Origin of the sequence: Flavobacterium gossypii (assembly GCF_014138495.1) — a bacterium.
Taxonomy (GTDB): Bacteria; Bacteroidota; Bacteroidia; order Flavobacteriales; family Flavobacteriaceae; genus Flavobacterium; species Flavobacterium endophyticum.
On the sequence record NZ_JACJIS010000001.1, the window covers coordinates 1,758,672 to 1,783,990 of the forward strand.

At 39.3% G+C, this 25,319-nt stretch carries 19 protein-coding genes and 1 tRNA gene; 6 read left to right on the forward strand and 14 right to left on the reverse strand.

Going from position 1 to position 25,319, the window contains the following annotated elements; translation table 11 throughout:
- The first annotated feature begins 214 nt into the window (after positions 1–214).
- On the forward strand, positions 215–2,089 hold the full coding sequence (locus tag GGR22_RS08025) for a tetratricopeptide repeat-containing sensor histidine kinase (protein ID WP_182493220.1): 1,875 nt from the start codon (positions 215–217) through the stop codon (positions 2,087–2,089).
- Between the two features lie 36 nt (positions 2,090–2,125).
- On the opposite strand, the gene pdeM is transcribed toward GGR22_RS08025, so the two are convergent.
- The 5 genes from pdeM to GGR22_RS08050 all read right to left on the reverse strand — a co-directional run bounded on the left by pdeM (position 2,126) and on the right by GGR22_RS08050 (position 8,136).
- The gene (gene pdeM, locus GGR22_RS08030) at positions 2,126–2,770 is read right to left on the reverse strand and encodes a ligase-associated DNA damage response endonuclease PdeM (RefSeq protein ID WP_182493221.1); all 645 of its coding nucleotides are present in this window, start codon (positions 2,768–2,770) and stop codon (positions 2,126–2,128) included.
- 26 nt (positions 2,771–2,796) lie between these two features.
- The gene (locus GGR22_RS08035) at positions 2,797–5,256 is read right to left on the reverse strand and encodes a ligase-associated DNA damage response DEXH box helicase (RefSeq protein ID WP_182493222.1); all 2,460 of its coding nucleotides are present in this window, start codon (positions 5,254–5,256) and stop codon (positions 2,797–2,799) included.
- A gap of 14 nt (positions 5,257–5,270) precedes the next feature.
- Entirely contained in the window at positions 5,271–6,875 is a 1,605-nt protein-coding gene (locus GGR22_RS08040; protein WP_182493223.1) for an ATP-dependent DNA ligase, read from the reverse strand.
- Positions 6,872–7,909, reverse strand: a complete 1,038-nt coding sequence (locus GGR22_RS08045) for a ligase-associated DNA damage response exonuclease (RefSeq protein ID WP_182493224.1) — start codon at positions 7,907–7,909, stop codon at positions 6,872–6,874. Before GGR22_RS08045 ends, GGR22_RS08040 begins: the two co-directional genes overlap by 4 nt.
- Before the next feature lie 155 nt (positions 7,910–8,064).
- A tRNA-Arg gene (locus GGR22_RS08050) sits at positions 8,065–8,136 on the reverse strand.
- A gap of 176 nt (positions 8,137–8,312) precedes the next feature.
- On the opposite strand from GGR22_RS08050, the gene GGR22_RS08055 reads away from it, so the two are divergent.
- Together GGR22_RS08055 and GGR22_RS08060 are read left to right on the forward strand one after the other, a co-directional pair.
- Positions 8,313–8,870: a helix-turn-helix domain-containing protein gene (locus GGR22_RS08055; protein ID WP_182493225.1), complete on the forward strand. Its 558-nt coding sequence runs from the start codon at positions 8,313–8,315 to the stop codon at positions 8,868–8,870.
- Between the two features lie 18 nt (positions 8,871–8,888).
- Entirely contained in the window at positions 8,889–9,341 is a 453-nt protein-coding gene (locus GGR22_RS08060; protein WP_182493226.1) for a response regulator, read from the forward strand.
- A gap of 24 nt (positions 9,342–9,365) precedes the next feature.
- Here GGR22_RS08060 and GGR22_RS08065 read toward each other — a convergent pair whose 3' ends face one another.
- The 3 genes from GGR22_RS08065 to GGR22_RS08075 form a co-directional block, all read right to left on the reverse strand.
- Positions 9,366–10,022 (reverse strand): DUF6766 family protein, encoded by a 657-nt coding sequence (locus GGR22_RS08065; RefSeq protein WP_182493227.1) that lies wholly within the window; start codon positions 10,020–10,022, stop codon positions 9,366–9,368.
- 158 nt (positions 10,023–10,180) lie between these two features.
- Complete coding sequence (locus GGR22_RS08070) at positions 10,181–10,915, reverse strand: DUF6261 family protein (RefSeq protein ID WP_182493228.1); 735 nt, start codon at positions 10,913–10,915, stop codon at positions 10,181–10,183.
- A gap of 249 nt (positions 10,916–11,164) precedes the next feature.
- Positions 11,165–12,574, reverse strand: a complete 1,410-nt coding sequence (locus tag GGR22_RS08075) for a GEVED domain-containing protein (RefSeq protein ID WP_182493229.1) — start codon at positions 12,572–12,574, stop codon at positions 11,165–11,167.
- A 187-nt stretch (positions 12,575–12,761) separates the two neighbouring features.
- Between GGR22_RS08075 and GGR22_RS08080 the strand changes: the two genes are divergently transcribed.
- Positions 12,762–14,303: a tetratricopeptide repeat protein gene (locus GGR22_RS08080; protein ID WP_182493230.1), complete on the forward strand. Its 1,542-nt coding sequence runs from the start codon at positions 12,762–12,764 to the stop codon at positions 14,301–14,303.
- Positions 14,304–14,490: 187 nt separating this feature from the next.
- Here the strand turns inward: GGR22_RS08080 and GGR22_RS08085 are convergent, their stop codons facing one another.
- The 5 genes from GGR22_RS08085 to GGR22_RS08105 all read right to left on the reverse strand — a co-directional run bounded on the left by GGR22_RS08085 (position 14,491) and on the right by GGR22_RS08105 (position 20,070).
- Positions 14,491–15,027: a hypothetical protein gene (locus tag GGR22_RS08085; protein WP_182493231.1), complete on the reverse strand. Its 537-nt coding sequence runs from the start codon at positions 15,025–15,027 to the stop codon at positions 14,491–14,493.
- Positions 15,028–15,165: 138 nt separating this feature from the next.
- Entirely contained in the window at positions 15,166–16,797 is a 1,632-nt protein-coding gene (locus GGR22_RS08090) for a T9SS type A sorting domain-containing protein (protein WP_182493232.1), read from the reverse strand.
- A gap of 658 nt (positions 16,798–17,455) precedes the next feature.
- Positions 17,456–18,229 carry an HNH endonuclease gene (locus GGR22_RS08095; RefSeq protein ID WP_182493233.1) on the reverse strand — a complete coding sequence of 258 codons (774 nt, stop codon included), beginning with the start codon at positions 18,227–18,229 and terminating at the stop codon, positions 17,456–17,458.
- A 42-nt stretch (positions 18,230–18,271) separates the two neighbouring features.
- Entirely contained in the window at positions 18,272–19,336 is a 1,065-nt protein-coding gene (locus tag GGR22_RS08100; protein WP_182493234.1) for an HNH endonuclease domain-containing protein, read from the reverse strand.
- A 119-nt stretch (positions 19,337–19,455) separates the two neighbouring features.
- Entirely contained in the window at positions 19,456–20,070 is a 615-nt protein-coding gene (locus GGR22_RS08105; protein ID WP_182493235.1) for a hypothetical protein, read from the reverse strand.
- A 116-nt stretch (positions 20,071–20,186) separates the two neighbouring features.
- Between GGR22_RS08105 and GGR22_RS08110 the strand changes: the two genes are divergently transcribed.
- Together GGR22_RS08110 and GGR22_RS08115 are read left to right on the forward strand one after the other, a co-directional pair.
- Positions 20,187–21,764: an anti-phage dCTP deaminase gene (locus tag GGR22_RS08110; RefSeq protein ID WP_182493236.1), complete on the forward strand. Its 1,578-nt coding sequence runs from the start codon at positions 20,187–20,189 to the stop codon at positions 21,762–21,764.
- A 2-nt stretch (positions 21,765–21,766) separates the two neighbouring features.
- Positions 21,767–21,964 (forward strand): hypothetical protein, encoded by a 198-nt coding sequence (locus GGR22_RS08115; RefSeq protein WP_182493237.1) that lies wholly within the window; start codon positions 21,767–21,769, stop codon positions 21,962–21,964.
- Between the two features lie 221 nt (positions 21,965–22,185).
- On the opposite strand, the gene GGR22_RS08120 is transcribed toward GGR22_RS08115, so the two are convergent.
- Positions 22,186–25,068 (reverse strand): T9SS type A sorting domain-containing protein, encoded by a 2,883-nt coding sequence (locus GGR22_RS08120; RefSeq protein WP_182493238.1) that lies wholly within the window; start codon positions 25,066–25,068, stop codon positions 22,186–22,188.
- Between the last annotated feature and the right edge of the window lie 251 nt (positions 25,069–25,319).

Genomic DNA, 25,319 nt, shown 5'->3' on the forward strand with positions numbered 1-25,319 from the left:
TACACTTAATCGATTAAATTTTTTTTATTGAAATTTTAATCTTAGGAAAGGCGAAATAAAAAGAAGAAGATTTTTAAAGATTTGGCTCTTAAAGTAAAAATCATGTAATTACGTCGTCATTTTGGTTTTTAGAAACTCTGATTCCTGAAATAATGGTTTTGCTTTTGCATGCTTTTAATTGCTATTTTTACGTCAAATAAACTACCACAAAAAGATGCCCAGATTAGTACCCCTAAAATACGTTTTGCTTGCTGCTTCATTCGTTTTATTTTCTCTTTCTTCTTATTCTCAAACTCAAGAAATCAGATCGATACAAAAAAAACTACCTCATGTAAAGGACAGTATTTCCTATGTTAACAGTATCAACCGTATCGGAATACTGATGCATCTCAAGAGTCCCGACAGCAGTTTGGTGTATGCCATGAATGCGCGCGCCGTTGCCGGAAGAATCGGCTATAAAAAAGGAGCCGTTGATGCCGAAAACGTAATCGGTATTGCGCTAGCCCTAAAGGGACTGAACAGAGAAGCTAACAAGATTTTTGGTGAAGTGCTTGCTTCTTACGAGGCAATGGGCGACAGGCCCAATACGGCCCAATTGTACATGAATTTCGCCAGCATCCAGATGCAGCTCGGAAATCCAAAGCGTGCTATCGAGTACAGCAGGAAAGCTTTGGAGATCGGTAGGGAAATCCCGAACGACAGTATCATGTCAAAAGTCTACGCCAATTACTGCATCGCCAATCCGGAGCTTTTTGAAGACAGCGTGCAATATTATCTAGGAAGATCCAATAAGATAGCAGAAAGATTAAAAGACGAGCAAGTGCTTATCGGAAATAAGCAAATTCTCGCGCTCTTTTATCTTCGAAGAGGATTGGGCACTATAGCGCTTCCGTTACTTGAAAGCTCTCTTGCAGAAGCCAGGACTGTCAAATTGGAAAGGCTGCAGTTGGTAAGCCTTAATTTTTTGGGTGAATACTATGCTGGCAATGGCAATCCAACACTTGCCCTGCACTATATGGAAGAGCAACTAAAGCTGGCAGAAGCGAATGGTTATGATGAATTGAAAGCCCCTGTACTGATGTCGGTGCTCCGTTTTGCCAAGATGCTCGGGAATTCTGAAAAAGAAAAAGAAATCACCGAGAAAATCATTGCGGCCCAGATGCAGCGCATGGTCAGCTTGGAAAAGTTTGTCGGCGATTACGTCCACTACAACCAAATACAGGAAAATAACAGAAATCTCGAACGATCACAGAAAATATCCCGACAGACTATTGCAATTCTCGGCGGTTTTTCTCTTTTGTGTGCCGCCCTGTCGCTGCTATTATGGCGTGCTTTTAGAAAAATCAGGCGCGATTCTAAAAAGAAGGCGGCGCTGTACGATATTATCGATAAAAAGAATGCTTCTCTTGAGGAAGCAGACAGCATGAAATCAAACCTGGTCTCCATCTTGGCGCACGATTTCCGTTCGCCACTTATCTCTACCCTTTACATGGTGCGACTGCTTGAGCGTGATACCGAACTTACCCAAGCGGATAAAGATACTTTCTATCGCACGATCAGTGACGACATCAACGGCATCCTCGAAAATTTTGATGCTACGCTTCAGTGGATCAAGCGCCAGCTCGGCGAATTCAAGATCAATCCAGAGCCGGTCAATATGCGTGAGCTTCTTGATGAGGCCATCAGCGGCTATAGCATGCAGTTCAAGGAAAAAAACATTACCGTAATCAATAATGCTCCAGAAGCCATCTTGGCAGAATCGGACAAAGAAATGCTCCAATTCGTCAATCGAAATCTGCTGTCGAATGCCTTAAAATTCTCTCCCGAAAACAAGACCATCATCTTGGACGCGGCGAAGCAGGATTCTGAAATCGTCATTTCTGTAGAGGATGAAGGTACGGGTCTTTCTTCTGCCCAATTGGAGAAGCTTTTTTCCATCAGCAGCAAAGGTGGAACGATGCACGATGGTGCAGGTATAGCCCTATCTTTCAGCAAGGACTTTATCGTCAAATTAGGCGGCAGGATATGGGCCGAAAACAGGGAAGCTGGAGGCAGTCTTTTCTCTTATGCCGTTCCGTCTAAAAATTAACTGTTGGCCTAAATCTCAGCAACTAGGGATACGTATTTAAAGTGCCTTTGAGATTTTTATTACTTCTTCTTTCGTGATGACATACGCCACATCGCCAGGCTTGAGTTCCATGACAGAAGTTCCCGTAAATTCGCCAAAAGCAGGCAAGATTATCTGTTCTCCCGATCGGAAAAAGCAGGGCAGTTTTAAAAACTGACGTCCTTGTCCTGTCAGCATAACCGAGGGATGGATGTGTCCCGAAAAGGTAAAAGCACCTTCGCGTTCTTCTGGGAAATGAGTCAGCAGGAAACCATCTAGCAGCCATTCGCTTACTATAGGAATATGCAATTCTTCATATTTCTGCGGACTCACAATATCGTGGTTGCCGGCTATCAGGATAATAGGAAGCGCCGTACGGGCTACCCATTCTTCAAAGAAATGCCATTCCTTGTTTAAAGCACTGTGAAATAGGTCGCCCAAGAAGCAGATTTTTTCAGGAACAAAATAGGCTACAAGTTCGTCGAGCCTGCTAAAATTCATAAAGATTGCCTTGGCAGGCAATGCCGATCCGTGTTTCCTGAAATGCGAGATCTTTCCGAGATGCGCATCCGAGATGAGGAGCATTTTCTTGCCAACCCAATAGAGCGCCCCGCTGTTGTGGAGTACAAAGGTTTGTCCGTTAATTTCTATTTCTAATGTCATGCAAGAATTTTTTTAGTGGTAGCTGGTTATTTCATATAGCTGGCGGTCATCTTTTTTATGCGTTCTGCCAGCGTTTCGGTAGACAATCGTTCCCTCAGCCTGTCCGTGATTATCGGAAAGCTAAACGGAGTCGGCTTCTCGCATGGCTTCCATACAATCTGCTGGTTTTGTATGCGCTCCAAGGCTTCAATGAGACGGCCTTCTTCCAGCTGGTGCTCAAATGTTTCCCGATAAGCTTGTTGCAATAATAAATTATCCGGTTCATAATCCCTGAATACTTCAAAAATCAGCTGGGACCCGCTCTGCAGGTGTTTGGTTTTTATGATTCTGCCGGGATATCCACTAAAAACCAGTCCTGCTATGACGGATATGTCCCTGAATTTTCTTCGGGCAATCTCAGTAGCATTCAAGCTTTTCTGAAGATCATGATGCAGGTGCTCGGGCGTGAAAAGGTTATTGTCCAGCACCTGCTGTATGTCGATTTCAGTATCGCTCAAGAGCTCAAAGCCGTAATCATTATACGCAAGCGAAAAAGTAATCGGCGAAAGCAGGCTGATCCGATACGCCATCAGGCTTGCCAATGCCTCATGCACAAAACGGCCCTCAAAAGGATAAAACAAGGCATGATAGCCTTCGCGGGTCTTGAATGTTTCTATAAGGAATTCGTCTGCATCGGGCACAATAGATTCCTTGCGCTGGCGGGCAAAGAGAGGTGCAAGCGCATGCAGTTCTGGCGACCTGGCATACGCATTGGCCGCATAAAGTTCCTGCCGCAGGAGCTCGCTCATCTGGGACGAAAGTGTCATCCGGCTGCCCATCCAACTGGCGTGCTGTGCTTTTGCAGACGGATTGGCCCTGCGCACCAAGACTTCCATGTTTTTTGTGCGGTACAGTTCCAATTTGCGTCCGGCAAAAATAAAAACGTCTCCAGGATACAATTTGGAGGCAAACGATTCTTCGATACTGCCGATATAACCGCCACCGAGAAATTTGACATTCATGACCGCATCGCCTATAATAGTACCCATCTGCATGCGATGACGAAGCGCGACACTTCGACTGTTTACCTTAAAAAGTCCGTCGGATTCTATATCTACTTTTTTGTATTCGTCATAGGCTTCGAGGCTCTGGCTTCCTTTAGTAATAAAATTAAGTACCCACGTCCAATTTTCTTCTGTCATGGCTTGGTAACAGAAGGTGCTTTTTACCTCTTTATAAATCTCAGAAGGATAAAATCCGTCCGATACCGCTAAGGTCACGAGGTATTGTACCAAGACATCCCAGCTATTGAGGTAAGGAATGCGGTCTTCTACTACAGTTTCTTTGACAGCGCGTTTCAAGGCCGATGCTTCTACGAGCTCTATGGCATGGGTTGCCAGAAAATAAATGACACTCTGCTGCCCGGGACGGTGACCGCTGCGTCCGGCACGCTGCAGGAACCGCGCCACGCTTTTGGGCCCGCCAATCTGTATGACGGTTTCTACAGGCGCAAAATCTACTCCGAGGTCAAGGCTGGAGGTGCAGATGACGGCCTTGAGCTGTTCATCGCGTACCGCCTGTTCTACCCACTGCCTTGTTTCGCGGCTGATGCTTCCGTGGTGCATGGCCATGTCGCCTGCAAACTCGGGATATTTTTCTAACAGGGCCTGAAACCAGATTTCGCATTGGGCCCTTACGTTGGTAAACACAAGGGTCGTCTTGCTGGCCTTGATGATTTTGGCCACTTCATCGATAAGATGGAGTCCCATGTGGCCTCTCCACGGATACGTGTCCATTTTTTCAGGGATGATCGACTGGACTTTTATTTTTTTATGGATATGCGCCTTGACAAGTGTCGAATTTTGGAACGCTTCAGATTCCGGTCCGAGCAATACTTCCCGCGCCTGATCAAGATTGCCGATGGTTGCGGATATTCCCCAAATGCGGAGCTTGGGCGTTATGGTCTTTAGCCTCGACAGCGCCAATTCGGTCTGTACGCCGCGCTTGGTACCTAAGAGCTCATGCCATTCGTCTATGATGATGGCAGTACAGCCTTTAAAAATAGTATCATAGCCTTTGGAAGCCAACATGAGCTGCAGGCTTTCGGGCGTGGTAACGAGCAGGTCGGGCATCTTGGTTTTTTGTTTGCTTTTTTCAGACGATGAGGTGTCGCCGGTACGGATGCCTACTGTCAGGCCGGTTTCTAAATCGTAGGCAGCTCTTTCGGCGGCCTGTTTTATTTCGACAGACAAGGCTCGGAGCGGCGTCACCCATATCGCTTTTAGGCCGGGCGCGTGTTTTGTCTTGTATTGAGGATTCTTTTTGATATAGTCGAGCATGATCGGTATCCACAGGGCATAGGTCTTACCGCTGCCTGTTGGGGCATTGAGCAGGCCGTTCTTTCCTTGGAGGAAAGCTTCCCATGCCTGCAGCTGGAAGGCATAGGGTTTCCAACCTTTGCTAGCAAACCAGCCTTTGGCTATGTCAAAAAGTTCGTGCCTGTTCATGGTGTTTATGACGTTTATTTCGGAATCATGCTCTTTAAGTCTTCAATGGTATTGGCGTCTTCTATTTTTTTATCGGTACGCCATCTCAATATACGCGGAAAGCGCGTGGCTATGCCGCTTTTATGTCGAGAGGAAAGTGCGATGCCTTCAAAACCGATTTCAAAAACCAGCTTGGGTGTCACGCTCCGCACGGGGCCAAAACGTTCCAACGTGTTTTTCTTTATAAAATCGTCTACCATCCTGAACTCGGCGTCGGTCAGGCCGGAATAGGCCTTAGCAAAAGTGACGAGCTCTCGGGTTCCGTCTTCCTTATCTTGCCAAAGCGCAAAGGTATAATCCGTAAACAGCGTAGCCCTGCGGCCGCTGCCTCGCATGGCGTAGGTGAGCACTGCATCGATAGAGAAAGGCTCGAGCTTCCATTTCCACCAGTCGCCTTTTTTGCGGCCTACGAGATAAGGCGATGTCTTGCGTTTCAGCATTAGGCCTTCGCTGTTCAGTTCGCGGGCTCGCGCTCTTTCTTCGGCAACGGCTTCCCAATTGTCCAGTTCGATGCGTTCCGAAAGCTGCAAAGGGAGTCCATAGCCTTTTATAGTGTCATACAGCTGTTCGAGCAGGCGCCTTCTTTCTTCAAACGGGCGTTCCCGTAGGTCTTCGCCCTGCCATTCCAAAAGGTCGTATGCTTTGATGATAACTGGCGTTTTGAGGAGCAGCGCCTTGGATAGTGCCTTGCGCCCAATCCGTGTCTGAAGCTCGCTAAAGGAGCCTATCTTGCCTTCTTTATACGGCAGGATTTCACCGTCGATAACGGTACCGTCGGGAATGCTGCCGAGAAAGCTTTGGAACTCCGGATATTTGTCGGTAATCAATTCTTCGCCTCGACTCCAGAGGTAGAGCTCTCCATTTCGGACAATTGTCTGTGACCGTATGCCGTCCCATTTGTGCTCAATGCTCCAGTCACTGCAGTCGCCCAAGTTTTCGGGTTCCGACTCTAGCGCATAAGCGAGGTAGAATGGGTAGGGCTTGGAGAGGTAGTCTTGGCTTTTTTCTTCGAGTATCAGTTTTTGGAAAGTAATCTTTTTGGGATTCCAGTCGCCCATTAGTTTATAGGCCAATATATCTTCATCAATGGCCACGGCTTTGGAAAGGGCACGCGTCATCAGTTTCTGGCTTACGCCGATACGGAAGCTGCCGGTAATTAATTTCGTAAAGACAAAGCGTTCATAATAGTTGAGCATAAGCCAGTTTTCGTGGAGGTACTCCCGCTTTTCTGTTTCGCTTTTTGTTTTTAGGGCAATCATTTCGCCTACGTATTCGCTCAGGCTTTTTTCGGAGTGTTCTTTAGCATCGGGTATGATGAGGGCTATGGTTTCGGCCAGATCGCCTACGATATGATAGGATTCTTCAAAGAGCCATAGCGGAATATGAGCAAGTTCTGAAGCCCACAGCCTGAGCAGGGTGGTATTGACCGGTCTCGGCGGACGCCGATGCGACAGCAGTGCGATGGTCCATACCTTGTCGGGATCGCTGGCATTGCGGAAGTATTCCGTCAGGGCATCTACCTTGACCGATGTCTTGTTGGAGCTGTCCAGTGCTTTTATGAGTGCTGCAAAATTTCTCATAGCGCTTCTGGGTTTTCGGCTTCGTTTTCTTTGGCATCGCTTGGCTCTTCTTCATCACCTTGGTATTGGGTGTTTTCCGTAACGGCATCGTAGCCGATCTCGCGGAGGTAGGCACTGAATATTTCGCTATAGCCATGCGTGCAAATTATTCTTTCGGCTCCGGTTGCCTGTACGCTTTCTAGCAATCCCTGCCAGTCGCAGTGGTCGCTGAGCGCAAAACCTTTATCAATCGCCCTGCGTCTTCGGGCACCGCGAAAGGCCATCCATCCGCTTGCGGAAGCGGTAACATAGGGTGCCATTTTCCGGATCCACACGGTACCATGCGCACTGGGCGGTGCCAACACCATGCTTCCGGGGAAGGCTTCTTTTTTGGTTTCTGGAGTAATGCGTATCGTAGCAGGAAAATCGACCATAGTGCGCAATACTTCGGTCATGTTTTCGACTGCTCCGTGGGTATAGATCGGGCCTATGTGCGGATCAAGATGTTTCAGCAGGCGCTGTGCCTTGCCCAAGGTATATCCAAAAAGCACAGAGGTCTTGCCTTCTGCCTTGTTTTGTGCCCACCATTTGTTGATATCGTCCATAACTTCGGCTTGCGGGAGCCATCTAAAGGCAGGGAGTGCAAAAGTATTTTCGGTAATCAGCGTATGGCATTTGATGGCTTCATAGGGTGTCGAAATGCCGTCGTCTTCGGTCTTATAATCTCCCGTGAATACCCATACTTCTCCTTTGTATTCTACTCGGACCTGCGAACTGCCGATAATATGGCCTGCTGGATGCAGCGAGAATTTGACGCCGTTTATCGTAAAGGTTTCTCCCCATTCTTTGCCTGTCACCACGATACTGCCCAAACGGTGCTTGATGATGGGCACGTTCATGTGGTGGGTAATATAGTGCTGGTGTCCCCATCGCGAGTGGTCGGCATGTCCGTGGGTGATGATGGCATTTTTTACGGGTCGCCATGGGTCAAGATATACATCAGCCTGCGGGCAATAGATGCCCTTGTCGTTAAATAGGAGCAACTTTTGTTTCATAGCAAAAGGGACAATAGCTAATGGAAGCCTTGTCTTATAAAGTTACAATCGTGAAGATGATTTTGAAAGCTGTTTCTGAGAAGTTTAACTTTTGTGGAACGAAAAAAGGCTTCTCAAAATAGAGAAGCCTTTTTTTATTTAGGAATTATCGTTTGTAGCCTCGGCGGGGATCGAACCTGCATCAAAAGTTTAGGAAACTCCCATTCTATCCATTGAACTACGAGGCCATGGTGCAAAAATAAAACAATTAGCGGTTTATTAAAAGGTCTTCGTGCTTTTGTGGCTGTTTTTTTGCTTTTCGGTTTTTAACGGAATGGACTCACATGCTAAGGGTTTCCTAAAATTGTAGTTTGGAACCTTTTTATTATTATATTTATACGACCATTAAACCAAGCACTTATTTATGAAGAAAACCTACATTAAATATGATATTAATGCGGCCTGCCGTGCGATTATGCAAGAACAGCTGGCAGGTCTGGGGATTGATTATGAGCTGGAAGAACTGGGCGAAATCGTAATCAAGAAAAAGGTACCTCCTGCCATTTTCATGACATTGCAGGCTAACTTGAAGCGCTACGGTATCGATATTCTCGATGACCAAAAGAGCCAGCTGATCCAGCGGATCAAGAATACGATTATCGATATGGTAGGGCGAGACAAGCTGCCGAGCTCCAAGATCTCGCATTATCTGGCAGAACGGCTGCAGATGAACTACAATTATATATCTGCTGTATTTTCGGAGCATACGCATACGTCGATCGAGAATTATATCATACTCCAAAAAATAGAACGGGCCAAAAAGCTGCTGCTGCACGATTTGTCACTGACGGAAATATCGCATCTGCTCAGCTACAGCAGCGTTGCCCACTTGTCGGGACAGTTTAAAAAAATGACGGGGCTTTCGCCTTCCGCATTCAAGAAAATTATCAGTGAACGGAAAAAAATCGCACATACAAACTAACTTAATTAACTATTATCTATGGCAAAAGAAGGGAAAATGCATATCGTGCTTGCGGACGATGACCAAGATGACCGCGAGCTTTTTAGGGAGGCTATTGAGGAACTAAATCTGGATGTGGAATTAACTCTTTTCAAAAATGGGGATGAACTTCTGGATTACCTCCACGATCCAGGAAACGAAAAGCTGCCTCATATCTTGTTCCTCGACCTGAACATGTTATGTACAAAGTATGACGACTGCCTGACGGAAATACGTCGCCATAGTCGTTTCAAGGACTTGTCTATCGCCATTTATTCGACTTCGAGTTCCGAAACCGACGTGCACGCTACTTTTGTTGGGGGTGCTAATATCTATATTAAAAAGCCCAACGATTTCGAGGTGCTAAAACAATCGCTGCGCGAGGTGCTCAAGATCAACTGGCAGTTCCATACTTCGGGACTGGATAAGGGTACTTTCCTTTTCCGGATTTAGACGGAAAAGACCTTGTGTTTTTTACTATCCTCCTGTTTCGCTATTCGGGGCATCTACAGGCTTAGACTGTGGCGATCCTTTCTGGCGCAGGAAGATGGAGAGGACGATGATTGCCAATACCGAAAGAAATTCGCTCTGCCAGTTCTGGAAGGATTCAAACCAGAATCTGGAATCGCCAAGATAGGCAAGCGGGGTTTCTTGTGGCAGTCCTTGTAAGGCCAGCTGTTCGTTTTCGTCTTTCAGGCTTCCGTAAAAATGCAGGACAAATGAGGCCAAAAAGAGCAGGAACAGGACAATCGTCAGCGAGTTTTTGTAGAGTCCCATGATCCATCCGCCTGCCTTGACAGGCCATGGTGCGTCTTTTCTTCTTTTTGAGGGTTCGCGGTCTACTTCTTCGGCCTTGTCAAAATCCTTGGATTCCGAAGAACCTTTCTGCTGCAGAAAGATGGCCAAGACTACAAATAGTGCCATCTGCAGGAATTCGCTTTCCCAGTTTTCGAAAGTCGCTTGGATAAAATGGCCTGTATGGAGGTATTCTGAAAGAGGTATTGGTGCGGCACCATCTTCGTGAAGTTCTTTGTTGTGTTCTCGATATCCAGTTAGCGTCTGCCCGACAAGCGATCCTATAAAGAGGAGCAGGAACACTAAGGAGAGGCTGTTGTTCCGTATGAATTTTTTCATAACTATGTTTTTGTACGTATAAATGTCCGCCATTTTTTTAGATAGTATCTTATACTTTTTTGGATAAATCTTATACAAACAAAAAATCCAGACATTGCTGTCTGGATTCGGCACAATCCCAATACTAGTGTCGGGATTGTTTTTTGATTTATAGTTCGTTATATTCTCGGATCAGTACCCGCAGCCGTGCCTTTTCGGCGGGCGATCAGGTCAGAAAAATAGCTTCTTCCGGTGTTCAAGATCGTAAGCAGTTCTGTATAAAACGGCGTATTTTTTCTTTTTGCCATCACCAGCACATATTCGGCCAGGTCTTTATAGGTTTCCAATATCTTTTTGCGGAGTGCCTTGGTATCAAAAACCTCGGTGGTGTTGATGTTGGTCGAACGGTTGCTGAACAGCGTCTTGAAGTTGGTATTCGCCGCTTCCAGATTCATCAGGTGTTTTTCGAGTGCCAGCTTTGTGGCGGCGGCCGAAAACCGCGGGCTTCGTATTTCGGCGATAAAGTTGTCTAGTGCCAGGCTTTCGGCTTCAAAATTCATGTGTTCTACACGTTTATAGGTCCTGAGCAAGGTCATGAGGAGGTCGTAGGCTTTCTTTTCGTCTTCATCATCGGTGTGTCGGAACGTGCTGACCACAGTGCGTACTGTCGTCATCTTTCTGTCTCGGATGTAATCCAGATCCATCAGTTTTTTAGATTCGGCCCAGCTTTGGATCTGCATCAGCGCGCGGTCATAAATAGGAGATTGTTGGAGGAGGCTCTGGTAGAGGGCATTAAATTCGGCATCTTCTGTCGGTACCAGAGTAGAGTTCTTAAAGTCAGTCAGGAAACGGATGATAAATTGTCCGGATTCTACATACTGCAAATGACTTGTGTTTAATTTGTGAAGTTTCATGGCTATTATGTTTAAATTGTTAATAATATGGCTATAACGTACGGTAAAACAAAAATATTTTGTTTTACCAATGTTTTTTAATAAAATATAACAAATAATACTGTTTTATATTAAAAATAACGGTTGATGACTTCTTGCAGATTGCAAAAGGCTGTCAAACTCACTTTGATAGGCGTGTAGTTAGCAAGAAATCATCTACCATTGTTGACTCATTAAAGTTAAGGTGGCTTTAAGAGGCTATATTTTACCTTAATTTTTAATAATTTTCTTAGTATAAGACTTTGCCCCGTCTTCTATAAAAATGACATACACTCCTTTGTCTAATTTTCTCAGGTCAAGATTGTTGTTATGAATACTTCCTTTTAACAACAATTGCCCGGTTAGATTTGCTATTGTATAGGTTGAGCCCGAAGTTATTTTGGAGATCGTTAAAAAATCTTTGACAGGGTTTGGATAGCAAACAAGGTCCAATGAAGGCATTTCGGTTACGCTTAAATTCTCATTCACAGTAAGAGTATAGTCCTCGGTTTCACCAAAAGGGTTCACTTCATCACAGGCATAGGTTGATAGATCTCCAGTGTCAGGGTGTTCAGGATTAAGCGCCACGGCTCTTACCCTCATTCTGTATTCTCCGTTTGGAGTTCCTGCGGGGATTGTAATATTGGCAGTATTAGTAGTGCCAGGGTTTGACCCGATAAAATAGTATTCCGATGGGTTAAAAACAGCGTTATTATTAAAATCAATCCACACCATTACAGATTCATAATCCCATCCTGCTCCTACAGTTACAGACATAGGATAAGTTTCTCCTGCGGCAACTTCTGCAACCATGGCAGTATAATCACCGTAACCGTTAGGACTACATTCTGTAGTATTATTAATTCCGGCAAAAGTTACATTGTTAATTACGTCTCTGTCTGCACAGTTTGTTGCGGGCTCACAGTAGCTGTTTTCTTCTAAATCTGCTACCACCAGAAAATCATCCATTAAAAGTGACAAGGCTTTCTTTTGCAAATGATCAGGAAGAAACGGATAGTCATAAAAAGCAGAAATATAATTAATGGCTAAGTAAACTTCTTGATTTTTATATTGATCCAAATCAATTACAAATTCAGTCCATTCAGAACTGGTAAAATAGTCTCCTTCATAAACTTGGGGGAAAGCTGTAAAGCTCTCAGGATTCGTATCGGTAGTTGATATCAGTACCCTGAATTTCTCATACTTGTTACTATTCATATAAGACGATTTCATGTTGAAAATCCATTTATTTCCTTGTGATCCTAGCGTAATTTGTGGGGAAATAATCCAGTCGTTATTACTCGGTTCTATGCTTGCAAACATACCCAGAACTTTTTGTCCTGTTTTAGCATCAAAATTTCTTATATCTGGAACATTTATTTCTGAAGCAACTGGCACTGCGGTTGTACTGTTTATGATTTTAGCAGCAAATGGATGTGATTCATTTCTGGGAAAACGGACTCCTACAATTCCCATTTGATCTTGACTGTCCAAATCAATCAAAGTCCAGTCGCCAATATCAGAGTAAATCCAGTCCGCGTATTCTTCAAAACTAGTATAATAAATAGTGTCGTTTTCCTGAGCGCTAACGGATAAACCAAAAAGAAAAGCAGCAATCATTAAAAAGTTCTTGTTTTTCATAATCGTAAATTTTAATTAGATTTTTAATTAGCAAAACTATATCAACACGCATTTATTAATCGATATGAGGTGATTACAAAATATTACTTCTTTAAAAAAGGGTATTTCAAAATATTTCATTTTACAGAAATGTGATTATTGTTACCTTTATGATATATATTTACTCTGTAAAATTTTGTCACAAAACATGAAAATACTACTATGTTTTTTTACTTGTAATTGCTTTTTTATTTTATTAAATGCTCAAACTAATAGTGAAATCCACAAAGTGCAAAAGCTTTTAAATGCTATAGAAAAAGTTCAGGAGACAGACGGAAATAAGGCACTAAATTATTTGGAGGAAGCTTTCATTTTTGAAAAAAAAATACCCGATAGCCTTCTGATAAGACTATATGATACGGCAGGAGGATTATATGATTCCCAAGGCATATACGATCTTTCATTGGATTATTACCATTTAGAACTCTTATTGCAAAAAAGAATAAATACACAAAATCGGTATGCTACCATAAAAGAAATCGGGAACGTTTACTATAAATTGGGAAATGAATCAAAAGCAAGAAAATATTGGGCTTCGGCTTTGGAAGGATTTAAAAAGGCCAAGAATCCTAAAACGTATCTCCTATACAATAATTTTGCAATCTTAGAAGAAAAGCAGGGGAATTTAGTAGAAGCCAAAAAAATCTATACTACGGCCCTGAAAAGCACGCTACAGATGAATGACCCTGAAAGCACTGTTATGAGTTATCAGAACTTAGGGATTGTCAATTTTAAACTTAATCAGTTTGAGGAAGCCTTATATTATTTTTTTAAAGCAAAATCTTTAGCTACACGATTAAATGAACAATACAGTCTAGTAAATACCTATTATAATCTAGGCTACTTTTATTATAACTACCCCCAAAAGAATATAGATTCTGCAAAGTATTATTTAAACAAAGCATTTTCTTTGAGTTCACAGACAAATTACGTTGGTATTAAAAAAGAAAGTTCGGAATCATTGATAAAAATTTACGAAGGAGAACAAAATTATCAATTGGCCAACTTTTACCTGCACCAGATAAAGGATGCGAATGAAAAAGAGTTAGGGAAAATTAGAGATGTTCGTATTAACCAAGTAGAATTCAAGTACAGGCAAAAGCTAAAAGAAGAGGCTGTATTGGCACAGCAAAAAAAGAAAAACTGGATGTATTTTGCCGGATTGTCAATTCTTACTTTAGGCTGCGTTATTTTATTTCTCATCTATAAACTTCAAAAAAGCAAGCTTATGAGAAGTAAATTGGAAAAAGAATTGTTGCTTGAAGAGTTGGATGGGCAAAAAAATGAAATTAACCAAAAAAGCCTAGAAATACTTCATAGCCATGAAATATTGGATTCTACTCACAAAAAATTACAAGACCTGATAGATGGCTCCGAATTTAAACCGGAGTTAAATTCAATTCTTATAGATCTGAAGAACAGCCAAAAAATTTTAAATAAAGAAGAATACGAAAAATTATTCAAAGAAAATCAAATTGATTTTTATAAAAAACTAATTTCCCGTTGTCCTAGCCTAACAATAAATGATCTTAAACTTTCGGCTTTCCTTCGATTAAATCTTTCTACCAAAGATATTTCTGTTATTACCGGACAGAGCCAAAACAGCATCAACATAGGAAGACATCGCTTGAGAAAAAAGCTAAAGATAGAGGACCAACAAAATCTTATCAGCTTTTTAATTCAATTATAGCTAAAAGTAAGATTGCTTTAAGATGCTACGATTTGTTTTAAATTGTTAATAATATCGCTATAACGTAGGTGAGATAAACCTTTGTTGTGCGTTCGTTGTTTGCTTTTTTATCTGTTCATTTTTTATTCACGATCCAGAAATTTTTTAGGGTTTTGAAAAGGTTTCGATTTTATAAAATTCAATTATATTAATTCGTAACCTTCACTTTTGTAAGCTTTTCACCGTCTGTTTTTATTTCCGCCGTACCGTACACTTCTACGTAAATATTTTCTTCCGGATCTTCATCGGTTTGTGCATAATGCCAGGACACTTCGCTTATCAATAAATATTTGCCAGGTTTCAAATCTTTAAATGTAAAGTTGCCGCCTTCATCAGTTTCCACATCTATTCTTGTGGCGTCTGCTTCTTTGCTCATTTTTACAATTTTTTTTCCGGTATTATGAAGTCTTGTCCTTAGTTTTTTCCACTCTTCCATATAGGGTGTTAAGGGAAAAAGAGAAACAACTTTGTATTTTCCATAGGTTCTTTCGTTTACGTGTTTAATACCGAAGCCATTTCGAGGTGCAGAAAAAACAAATCCCGAAATGGAAGATTTTCCTTTTTCGAGCGCTTTTTTAGCCGCAGCTTGATCGAAGGCTGTTTTTGGATAAATGATTTCTTGGGAATAAACCGCACTGCCCAATAATAATGCGAAAACAAATAATAGGTATTTAGAGATTTTCATTCCGAATATTTTTGAAGGTTAAAGTGGTGTAGCAATTTTTTCATAATATTTTGATTTTAATTAAACATATATAGTTTTGAATTCATTTAGTCTAAAAGCCGCATAACGTTTCGGGTATTGGCGATGGTGGGGCATTATTTAATTTTTAATGAATTTCTTAGTATAAGACTTTGTCCCGTCTTCTATAAGAATAACATACACTCCTTTATCTAATTTTCTCACATCTACAGTATTGTTGTGAACATTTCCTTTCGACAAAAGTTGTCCGGTAATATTCATTATTTTATACGTTGAATTCGAAGATATTTTCGAGATGTTTAAAAAATCTTTTACAGGATTGGGGTAAAAAGATACTTTACCGGATGTGTCGTTTTCTGAGGTGGAAAGATTTTCCGGAAATTCATAGGCTCCCAAATCAATGGCAGAGCCCCCCAATCTGGGATTGCCGGCCAAGTCTGTTGAAGCCGAAACGGGTGTTTGCGAAACAGTATTGTACAGCGCATTTTCGCCAAAATTTTTAGCAGGGCTGGAGCTTTGCAAAGCAAAATTGCTAGCGGCAAAATTTTCGAATAAAGGATTTGTGCCTACTAGATTGTTGCTGCCAAAGGTATTGGACTGAAAGATGTTTCTTCTAAAATCTTTATCGCTTAGATCGGTTCCCCCGTTAGCCTCTTTGTCTACATCAGCTAATTTTCCGGGAATCAATGTGGTATTGTTGTAAAAAATAGAGTTGAAAATATGGGTCAAGCGGGTAAAACTTCCGCTGGTCTGAAAATTACTGTGGATAATGCCCGACCCTTGGTTGGAAACAAAAGTAGAATTCGAAACATATAGCGCTTCAGCGTTAAAAATTCCTCCACCTAATCCCACGGCAGTATTTTGATTGAATAAGGTGTTGGTCACTTTTAACGCCTCCGATGTATAAATGGCGCCTCCATTTTCAGTGCAGGAGTTGGATTTAAAAACGGAATTGGAAAGATTTGCAATGGATCGGGTGTGGATAGCGCCGCCTGATTCATCAGAATGATTGTTCTCGAAGATACAGCCGCTGATGGTAAGATTATAAACCCAGGTGTAGATAGCACCGCCATCGTTTGTAGAGCTATTCCCAATAAATTTGCAGTTGCGGATGATGACATTTTCCTCCCAATTGTGAATAGCGCCGCCGCCATTACCGTCTGCCGTACGGTTTACATTGCCCTGAAACTCACAGTTTTCGATCAAATGCCCTTCTCCGTACCAGATGAACAGGGCGCCGCCGCCTCTTTCTGAGGTGGATACATTGTTAAGAAATTTGCAGTTTCGCAAGACCGAGTTGCTGCCCATAACCCGTATCGCTCCGCCTCCGGTATTGGGATTGGTACCACCGGTAATGGTGCCCGTTATAAAGCCGTTTGTAAAGGTGATGCCGTTGACCTCAATAGCATCGTTCCTGATGATAAGGATTTGAGTAGTGGTCAGTCCGTCAAGAGTCGTAACGTTGGTCAGATAATCCCTTTGGCTCAGATTGGTTTCAGTACCTGCAAATCCCCCGTATATTTTTACGTTCGATGCATTGTTATTGATATCCAAAGTCGTGCTTATGTTATACACTCCCGATTTAAGCCAGATCTGAGAATTGGCCGCCATACTTGAGATTGCATTTTGCAGCGTTGCGGCATTGGCCCAGGAAGAGCCGTTGCCGGTTCCTGCTGCCGATGGCGTAACAAATACTTGCGCCGGAGCGTATAGAAAAAAGGACAAGAAATAAAATAAAAAATACTTTTTCATACGGCATGGAATTAAATTTAACAATTATAACTTTAACGAGTTAAAATCTCTGTATTTCAAATTTATTGAAAAATTATATAAAATAATAACAATTATGCTAATTTTTAATTCAAAAATCACAGAAGGCAGCATATTTCGACTCGGGAGAAGCTGTCTAACACAGTTGACAGGCTAAAGTAAGGTCGTTTTGAGGTGTCTAACACAGTGGATAGCTTCTTTCAATTCGGGAGAAGCCGTCTAACAGAGTTGACAGGCTAAAGTGAGGTCGTTTTAAGGTGTCTAACCCAGTTGACAGCTTCTTTCAACTCGGGAGAAGCCGTCTAACAGAGTTGACAGGCTAAAGTGAGGTCGTTTTAAGGTGTCTAACAGAGTTGACAGCTATAGTAAATTTGTTTTTAAGGGGTCATCGCGTTGAGTCTTGGAAATTGAATTTTCTTAAAACGGTTCTGTTGTATATATAAACGGATATAGGGCAGAAGCCGACGGATATTCATTGTCCAAAATTCACATTTTGTTTTGATGTATGTTTGGACTGAAATTTAAGATTACGCGAATAGCAGCGTAAAGACCTTGAAGTGGTTAAGGGGTAAATATAGATTGGTTAATGAAAAGCCTGATACGAAAGTATTGGGCTTTTTTTTGTTATTGAGGGTTTGAATTATCTTTTATCAAAGATAGTATCGAGATGATATTCTAGGAATTCTTTCCTTGGTTGATATTTTATAGGTGTAGTAATAGCAGTATTCTCTATTGGAGCAAAATATCTTGAGTAATACTCGGTATCCTTTTTCTTTTTTAGGCTCGAGGAAAGAAGTACTTTATAATCTTTATCTAATCCGATATAGCCTTTGTCAAAAGCTTTGTCATAGAGTGCCGACAAGCAAATGCCGTTTTCAGGATTTAATCTTTCTTTTTCGCTCTGTGACCAAGGGATAATATGGCTTGCATGCAATAAATCAGGAATATCAATTCCGGTAATTGCACATTTCGAAGCGTAATTTACCATTACCATTTCTCTAAAAACATATTGATTGACGCGGGTCTTAACTTCCCTGATTTTTGTTTCTCCTTTTAATCCCTTTAGATCAAAGAGCAGATCGTGGTATTTACTTTCAATAGTTAGATTTTGTTTTTGAGCTAGAATCTCTTCGCTTAAAAAAACAAGCTCTTCTTGATTGTTAAAGAATTCATCCCAAATTGGCTTTACCTGGTTCATGCCGTTCTTTAGTCCACCAACACCTCTCTCTTGATGATAAGGGTCTATGCTTGCAAAGTTTGCCAACCGCATAACAATTGATGCGGGCGTTCGCCCCACTATATTGGCAAGTTCGATTATTTTAGGATTTCCAGCATATGTTTTTCCGAATTCTATTTTAAGATAAAGATTGAAAGCTAAAATTAATTCTTCGCGGGTCCAGAGATTTTTTGCCATTGTTATAAGGTTTTAGGGGTATTTGTTTTTAAATGTTTTTTATTAGCCAATGAGATATGAAAAGCCATTGTTTCCTGCAATGCTTATCAAAGGTTGTAGGCTTTCTTTAAATTTATCATATCTGAAATCTCCAGTATTTTCAAGCTCCGGAAAAATTGTTAGATAGTCTTCTAGTAATTTCTGTGATTTTGGATTGTGCCTCATAATTTCATAAGCAGTCTTTTGAAGGGCAAAGAATTTATCGAAATGCTTTTCGAGTAAGGGTAATCTATCGCTCTTAATAGTATTGAAATGCTTTTCAATAGGGATAAGATTCCACAGGAGATTATGCGAGACAAAGGCATGAGGGACAAAATGATCGAGAACAAAATTATCTTTGCCTAATCTTGTATTAGTGAAAATACAATCTATAGTGCCAAGCTCTGCAAAAACAATATCCCAGTATTGGCTTCTCTGTCTGCTCAATGAGCTCCTTAGTATAGGTCGGATGAGTTTATTTGGGATAGCGGGTACGTTTGGATTTCGGGACTGAAGAAAAAGTGAAAGATTCCAATAACAGAAGTCTTTGATTATTTTGGCGTTTGTTTGCAGGTAGCCAGTCCAAATTGGATTTATGATAATATAGTCTTCATATAAGGCATAAAGACAATCATTTTCTAGTTTTTGAGAAGATTCATAAATTCTTTTCTTTTGGGCGGTATGAGTCTCGATCTTTGATTTTGGAAACCAAGGGGATAAAAACCAATGTGGGACATTTTTATTAAAATGGGATAGTATTGTGGCAGTAGCCTTGTTTTTGGTATCTTGAAGTTTTTGGGTAAGTTTTTCTTTTTTAATATCTACTGTAAGGTTTTCAATCTTTAGGATATCTTCTACTGCTTTTTGAATCAAGTCTTGTTTTCCAAACGAAACATGGAAGTAATTTACCGTATACCATGCATTAGCGATCATACTTGCAAAAAGATCTCGCTTAAGTATTTTATTGTTTCTTTCTTCGACTAATTCAATTACAGCCAGCAGCCAATAAAATTTGTATGTAGCGGATGTGCTGCCAAATGAACCTGCGAGTTTGCCAATTGGAAGCTCTTTGGAATGGGGTAATTGCATAGGTGGTTGTGGTAAATTTTATGCAAAGTATTAATTATAAGTGAGAAATGGAAAAGGTTTTAGGATATGGTGTTAGTGTTCTTTTACAAGTAGATGTTTTTATTAATAGTAGTATTAAATTAAAGAAAGGATGAGATTTCTGTTCCTAAAAATTTTAATTCTTTTTTGGCAGATTTTATATCTCTTTTATTATAACTAATCTTATGATGTTTTCCTTCATAATAATTAATTATTCCAACTTCTACTAAATTAGATTCACACTTAAAAATATGCTTTGCAATATAATTTTGTATTAATGGAAATCTTAATTGTTTTTCCCAATTATGGCTGTCGGAATCGTTAACTACAATATAACCTGAGTAACCGCCATAGTCAGTTTTATTAATAATCCAAATCCAGCCTGTTGTTTTTACCTTTTCAGATAAGTAGATTTCCATTGTATGTTTGTGGTTATAATAGGTGTATTTTAGATTTGAATGGTCGCTAGCATAAGAATAGAGCGAACTGACTAAATTTTCTACTTCAGTGATATTCTTTTTGTTTTTCTGACGATTAGAAAATGAATTTTCTAGATAGATTATTGCCTTAGAGATGCTTCCAGTTTTATGATATGTACTAACTGCATCTAGCCAACGAACAGATTTAGGCCTATTGTTAAAGGGTTCTTCCGTATCATCTCTTAGATGAGCACCAAAATCTCTAGGATTTATTCTAGCTGTTTCTAGTTTACTCATAGAAAATTTTTTTGGCTCCATAGTCTTTCCATTTGTATCAAAAATACATAAATTTACTTGATAATGAATTATTTATATATTTATAGTATGTTTGCTAAACACCAATAAAACAACAAATGGAGCAAACCAAATTAGAAGTCATATATCAAAATGAAAATGTAAAAGGAAAAACAACACGAGAAAAAGTGAAAAACACTTTTACAGAAGAATTATTTCTCGGAATTTGTTCACCAATTGGCTCAATGAAGGACGAAGTTATCGCATCATTAGCGGCAACACTTAGAGAAACATATAATTATGACGTTGAAATTTTAAAATTAAGTGATTATATTGATAAATATAAAATTAATCTATATTCACAGATCCAAGAAAAAACTAAAGAATTTTCAGAATTAATGTATAAAATTGATGAAGGAAATGCAATAAGAAAAAAATACAATAATAATTCTGTTCTAGTAGAACTTGCAATTATGGATATTTACAATAATCGTGTAGATGAAATTACAAAAAAGGATGATGGGGCTTTGCCTGAAGCTGAAGACTTTATAAGTAGAAGAAAATGCTTTATTTTTAATTCCATAAAAAATAAAGAAGAATTGCTATTGCTTCGTCAAATCTATACGGATAATTTTTATGAGTTTAGTATATTTTCACCTCAAGCGGAGAGAAGAGATAATTTAAAAAATAAAAACCTATCACAATCAGAAATAAAAGATATTATTGATATTGATGAATATGATAATAATAAAAATGGACAAAATGTTAGAGGAACATTTACAGAAGGAGATTTCTTTTTAAGAGTTTCAAAGGAGAATTTAAATAAACTAGATGATAAAATTAAACGATACCTTCATTTAATATTTGAAAGTGCAATAGTAACTCCAACTCCAGAAGAAACAGCAATGTATGCTGCTAAATCAGCTTCTGGAAATTCAGCTTGTTTATCAAGGCAAGTTGGGGCAGCTATTACAAGTGAGAGTGGTGAATTGCTATCAACTGGTTGGAATGATGTTCCAAAATTTGGAGGGAATTTATACAGAGAAGGAGATTTGCTTGATTTTAGATGTAATCAAAGTGGAATCTGTAGTAATGATGAACAAAAAGATCTACTTGTTCAAAGTATAATGGAGACTTTACAAGAAGATGCAGAATTAAATATTTTCTTTAATGGGGTTGATGGTAAAAGGGACGTTTTTAAAGTCAATTCTTTTAGTTCAAAATTAAGAAACTCTAAGATTAAAGACCTTATTGAATTTTCGCGGTCTGTACATGCTGAAATGCACGCAATTATATCAGGAAGTCAAATTTCAGGTACTAAAATGGTAAATGGTAAATTATTTACGACAACTTATCCATGTCATAATTGTGCTAGACATGTAATAGTTGCAGGTATTAAAGAAGTATATTATATAGAGCCGTATAAGAAGAGTTTAGGAATAACATTACATGATGATGCAATTACTGAAGATGAGACTAGTAAGGATAAAGTAAGGATATTAATCTTTGATGGAGTTGCTCCTCGTAAGTATTTGAATTTTTTTACTAACTTTACAGAGAGAAAAAATAACGGTAAAATTATTGTAAGAGATTTGATGACAATTAAGCCAAAAGTGGCTAAATCTTTACAAGCATTACCTACGCTGGAAACTCAGGCAATTCATTCCCTAAAAGAGTGTGGACTATTAAAAGAATAAATATGGAAAAAGACAAAAAAAATCAAGTAGTAAAAACTAATCAATTGTCTTTAGAATTTTCGAATAAGCCAACAACAAAATTAAACAACCAACCTGCAAATGAAAATTCTAGAATTATTTCATTGTCTGATTATAAGATGCCAGACAAAGGTAAAACGGATTACACCAGTTTAGTTCTTAAATTGACTAAATCTTTTTAAAAAAAGCGCCTATATGAGGCGCTTTTTTTAAAAAGATTAATTATTATAATAGTATGTAATTTTTAATTACTCTATTAATTAATTCCATTTTAGTATATTTAAAAAAACAGGGATGCTTCTTCTTATTTAGAAGATCTATCACGAAATTATGTAAAAACAAAAAAGACGATCAGAAATGATCGTCTTCTCTTTTCTGTCTTCCTCTTGGGCTAGAATCTATATTATTTAATAATGACTTTCTTCGTAAAAACTACGTTCTGTGAATTTACTGCCTTTAATATATAAACACCCTTTTGAATCCCTTTTATGTCTATAGTGGTGATTCCTTCATTTAATTGAATGTTTTTTACTATTAGTTTTCCAGTTAAATCGAATAAGTTTCCTTGCAGTATAGTGTTTTCTTGAGAAGAATAGACGTTTAGAAAATTATCGGCTGGATTTGGGAATACAGTGAGGGTTTCTTTTGGAGTTTCTTTTGTAACCTTTGAGATATTTCTGTCTTGATCAAGTTCTGAAAGCAATAAAATGGGCGCAGAATCAATCATGATCGTATTTGTAGAAACTACTTCTGTATTTCCGTATAAATCTTTTTTGAAGCCAATTCCCCAATCCTGATTTATACTATATGAATTTGCTTGGTTTTTTTCATTCCATAAAATGTATTCGGAACTGTTGGTGGAAGGATTAAAAATTTTCACTACCCAGTTTCCGAGATGATCTATTGATTTATCCTGTATGCTTTTTCCAACAAGCCAATCGGTAAGATGGCCATAAGCAGTTCCTGCAATTGTTAGGACAGAATTTGTGCCGGAATTTGATGAGCTTAGTGTAGTGCCGGAATTGACCCAGTTTTCAGTAGAAGATATATACGGTTCCCAAAAATACCAGTTGAAATTTTTGACATCATAAAGCCATTGAACAATATAGGCTCTTGAAACGGCGCCAATTCTTCTTTTTTGGCAAGCTACATCGCCGCTAGCGCAAGGACCGTCAAAGCCTTCGGTATTTGAACCTTCTGTATTCCAGATAGGGATGTTGTTGAGTCCGTAATTATCTAATAAATTTCTATAGCCAAAAAATATTCCGATATCGCTTTCGGGATTAGCCCCTGTATATTTATGAAATGAAAACACATCAAAGTAATAATTGCCGTTACATTTAAAAAGAAAATCGCTAGCTCCGGTAGATGTAGTGAAATTAGGCGATAATATGATATTGTTTGGGTTTATTTCTTTTAAAATAGTATATGCCGATTCAGCAAGTTTGTTTAATGTTATTCCGCTATTGTCATTACCATTACCTTGATTAAAAAACACTTCAACCTCATTCCAAATTTCCCAGTACTTAATTTTGTTATTATACCTTTCCCCAATTTCCTGGACGTAGTCCTCCCATTGAGAGAGCATATTTCCCGATACCGATTGATACGCTGAAGGAATATAATCAGCAAAAGGAATGGTACTATTTGAAGCCCAATTAGGAGACATTCCAAGAGTATAAATAATTTCACAGCCAGGATCATTGTCGTTTCTCTTGTTAACATATAAATCAAGTCTGTCCCAATTTAATTGATTATCGGAAGGCTCAAGGTCAGACCATTTTGTACCGGTATCCCACATTCTTAGCATACCAAAATTTACTGGAGGCCATACTTGATGCGCATTTGGATTATGTATCACATCTTCATCTGAACCTAATTTATTAATGTGCATGCCGAAAAATGATCGAGGGATAGCATGGCCTAATGTAGAAGCGGAAACATTTTTTTGTTTAATAATGTCAGTGACATCTACTACGCTAGCGTTATCAATATATAAGGTGCCCGTGTTTCTGAAGTCCACAAAAAAATCTAATTCATGATTTTGATCTTCATCAACATTGCTTCCTAGGCCGCCAATTATTTCAATTTTTTGCCATTGATCGGAAACTCTTAAAGTTTTTGCTGAAGAAATTCGTGGAGTATGAAGTAATGTTGATCTTAACGTAAAATCAATTTCGACATTATCTGGAGATTTTACCCAAATTGAAGCTTTGTATATCTTGCTTCCTTTTGCTTCAAATCTCTGAAAATAATGAAAAATGGAAGGTTTAGAACTGACAGTAATCTTTTGACAGCTTAAGCCGTTATACGGGCTGCAATTATCTTCTGAAAGGGCAAAAGAAGCTGAATTTCCACTCCAAGTTGGATTATAGTCGTAGCTTTGAGAAAGACCTTCATTATTATAGCCGTATTCAAAATCACCATTTTTTAAAATGTTTTCTAATCCGTTTTCAATGTTTTCTAATGTTAAACCCGTAACGTCTGTTACACTCGCATTTTCTAAATAAACGGTGCCGGTAGATTTAAAATTTATAAAAAAATCAAGGTTGTGTGAATGACTTAAGGAAACCAAATTTTTTGTATCTCCAAAAATTTCAATTTTTTGCCATTCGTTAGGAACAACATTAAAGGTTTTATTCGTGATAAATGGATTATGTAGGCTTCTTGATCTTAAAGCAAATTCTACCTCAAAGTTATTACTTGTGGGCTTAATCCAGATACTTGCTTTCAGCTTTCTGTTGGGTTGGACATATAGTCCTTGAAGAAAGTAACAGTATTCATTTATGGAATTTATGACAACCTTTTGACAAGCTCGTCCTGATATCGAATTATCAGTGTCTTTTGAGAAAACTACATCCGAAGAAGAAGTGCCCCAGTTGGGATTGAAAAAATAGGGAGAAGCGCAACCAAGAAATTCACCAGAGGTGCCATAGTTTCCTTCAAAATTTGGATTTGAGATTAGATTTGTTGTGCTGTCTATTAAATTGGTTTCGTCAGTAACACTGGCGTCATCTAAATACAGGGTGCCAGATGTTTTAAAGTTTAAGAAGAAATAAAATTTATTTTCGTTATTTCCATTGATTAAACAATTTGTATTGCCAACTACTTCTATCTTTTGCCACTGATTGTTGTTTTCCAGTTCAAATTCTTTAGAAACGATATGTTGAAAACTAGGTACATCAGATCGTATAATTAAATCTACTTTTTGTTTTGGAGACCCTATGGGCACTATTTCTGGTTTTATCCAAATACTTGCTTTTAATGTTCTCTCGCCTTTTACCATAAATTCTTGAGCAAAATAGGAGTATCCGGAAATACTTTGGATTACTACTTTTTGACTACTTGGAGAGGTTCTGGAAATGGATGTGCTTTTAGAAAAATTGATAACCGAAGAAGGATTGCCATTCCAGTTAGGATTGTAAAAATAATTGGGAGCACAGCCAGCATATTCCGCATTAGTTCCGTATACGCCGTCAAAACTTGGATTTAACAATAAGTTCTGTGAAAAAGAATTGGCATTCGCTAATAACAAGA

Bases quoted from the DNA above. Each gene is read 5' to 3' on its own strand.
- GGR22_RS08075 (WP_182493229.1), bottom strand. From the start codon at position 12,574: ATGAAAAACAAGAACTTTTTAATGATTGCTGCTTTTCTTTTTGGTTTA.
- GGR22_RS08085 (WP_182493231.1), bottom strand. From the start codon at position 15,027: ATGAAAATCTCTAAATACCTATTATTTGTTTTCGCATTATTATTGGGC.
- GGR22_RS08025 (WP_182493220.1), top strand. From the start codon at position 215: ATGCCCAGATTAGTACCCCTAAAATACGTTTTGCTTGCTGCTTCATTC.
- GGR22_RS08105 (WP_182493235.1), bottom strand. From the start codon at position 20,070: ATGAGTAAACTAGAAACAGCTAGAATAAATCCTAGAGATTTTGGTGCT.
- GGR22_RS08110 (WP_182493236.1), top strand. From the start codon at position 20,187: ATGGAGCAAACCAAATTAGAAGTCATATATCAAAATGAAAATGTAAAA.
- GGR22_RS08100 (WP_182493234.1), bottom strand. From the start codon at position 19,336: ATGCAATTACCCCATTCCAAAGAGCTTCCAATTGGCAAACTCGCAGGT.
- GGR22_RS08055 (WP_182493225.1), top strand. From the start codon at position 8,313: ATGAAGAAAACCTACATTAAATATGATATTAATGCGGCCTGCCGTGCG.
- GGR22_RS08070 (WP_182493228.1), bottom strand. From the start codon at position 10,915: ATGAAACTTCACAAATTAAACACAAGTCATTTGCAGTATGTAGAATCC.
- GGR22_RS08045 (WP_182493224.1), bottom strand. From the start codon at position 7,909: ATGAAACAAAAGTTGCTCCTATTTAACGACAAGGGCATCTATTGCCCG.
- GGR22_RS08095 (WP_182493233.1), bottom strand. From the start codon at position 18,229: ATGGCAAAAAATCTCTGGACCCGCGAAGAATTAATTTTAGCTTTCAAT.
- pdeM (WP_182493221.1), bottom strand. From the start codon at position 2,770: ATGACATTAGAAATAGAAATTAACGGACAAACCTTTGTACTCCACAAC.
- GGR22_RS08115 (WP_182493237.1), top strand. From the start codon at position 21,767: ATGGAAAAAGACAAAAAAAATCAAGTAGTAAAAACTAATCAATTGTCT.
- GGR22_RS08060 (WP_182493226.1), top strand. From the start codon at position 8,889: ATGGCAAAAGAAGGGAAAATGCATATCGTGCTTGCGGACGATGACCAA.
- GGR22_RS08090 (WP_182493232.1), bottom strand. From the start codon at position 16,797: ATGAAAAAGTATTTTTTATTTTATTTCTTGTCCTTTTTTCTATACGCT.
- GGR22_RS08040 (WP_182493223.1), bottom strand. From the start codon at position 6,875: ATGAGAAATTTTGCAGCACTCATAAAAGCACTGGACAGCTCCAACAAG.
- GGR22_RS08035 (WP_182493222.1), bottom strand. From the start codon at position 5,256: ATGAACAGGCACGAACTTTTTGACATAGCCAAAGGCTGGTTTGCTAGC.
- GGR22_RS08080 (WP_182493230.1), top strand. From the start codon at position 12,762: ATGAAAATACTACTATGTTTTTTTACTTGTAATTGCTTTTTTATTTTA.
- GGR22_RS08120 (WP_182493238.1), bottom strand. From the start codon at position 25,068: ATGGTAAAAGGCGAGAGAACATTAAAAGCAAGTATTTGGATAAAACCA.
- GGR22_RS08065 (WP_182493227.1), bottom strand. From the start codon at position 10,022: ATGAAAAAATTCATACGGAACAACAGCCTCTCCTTAGTGTTCCTGCTC.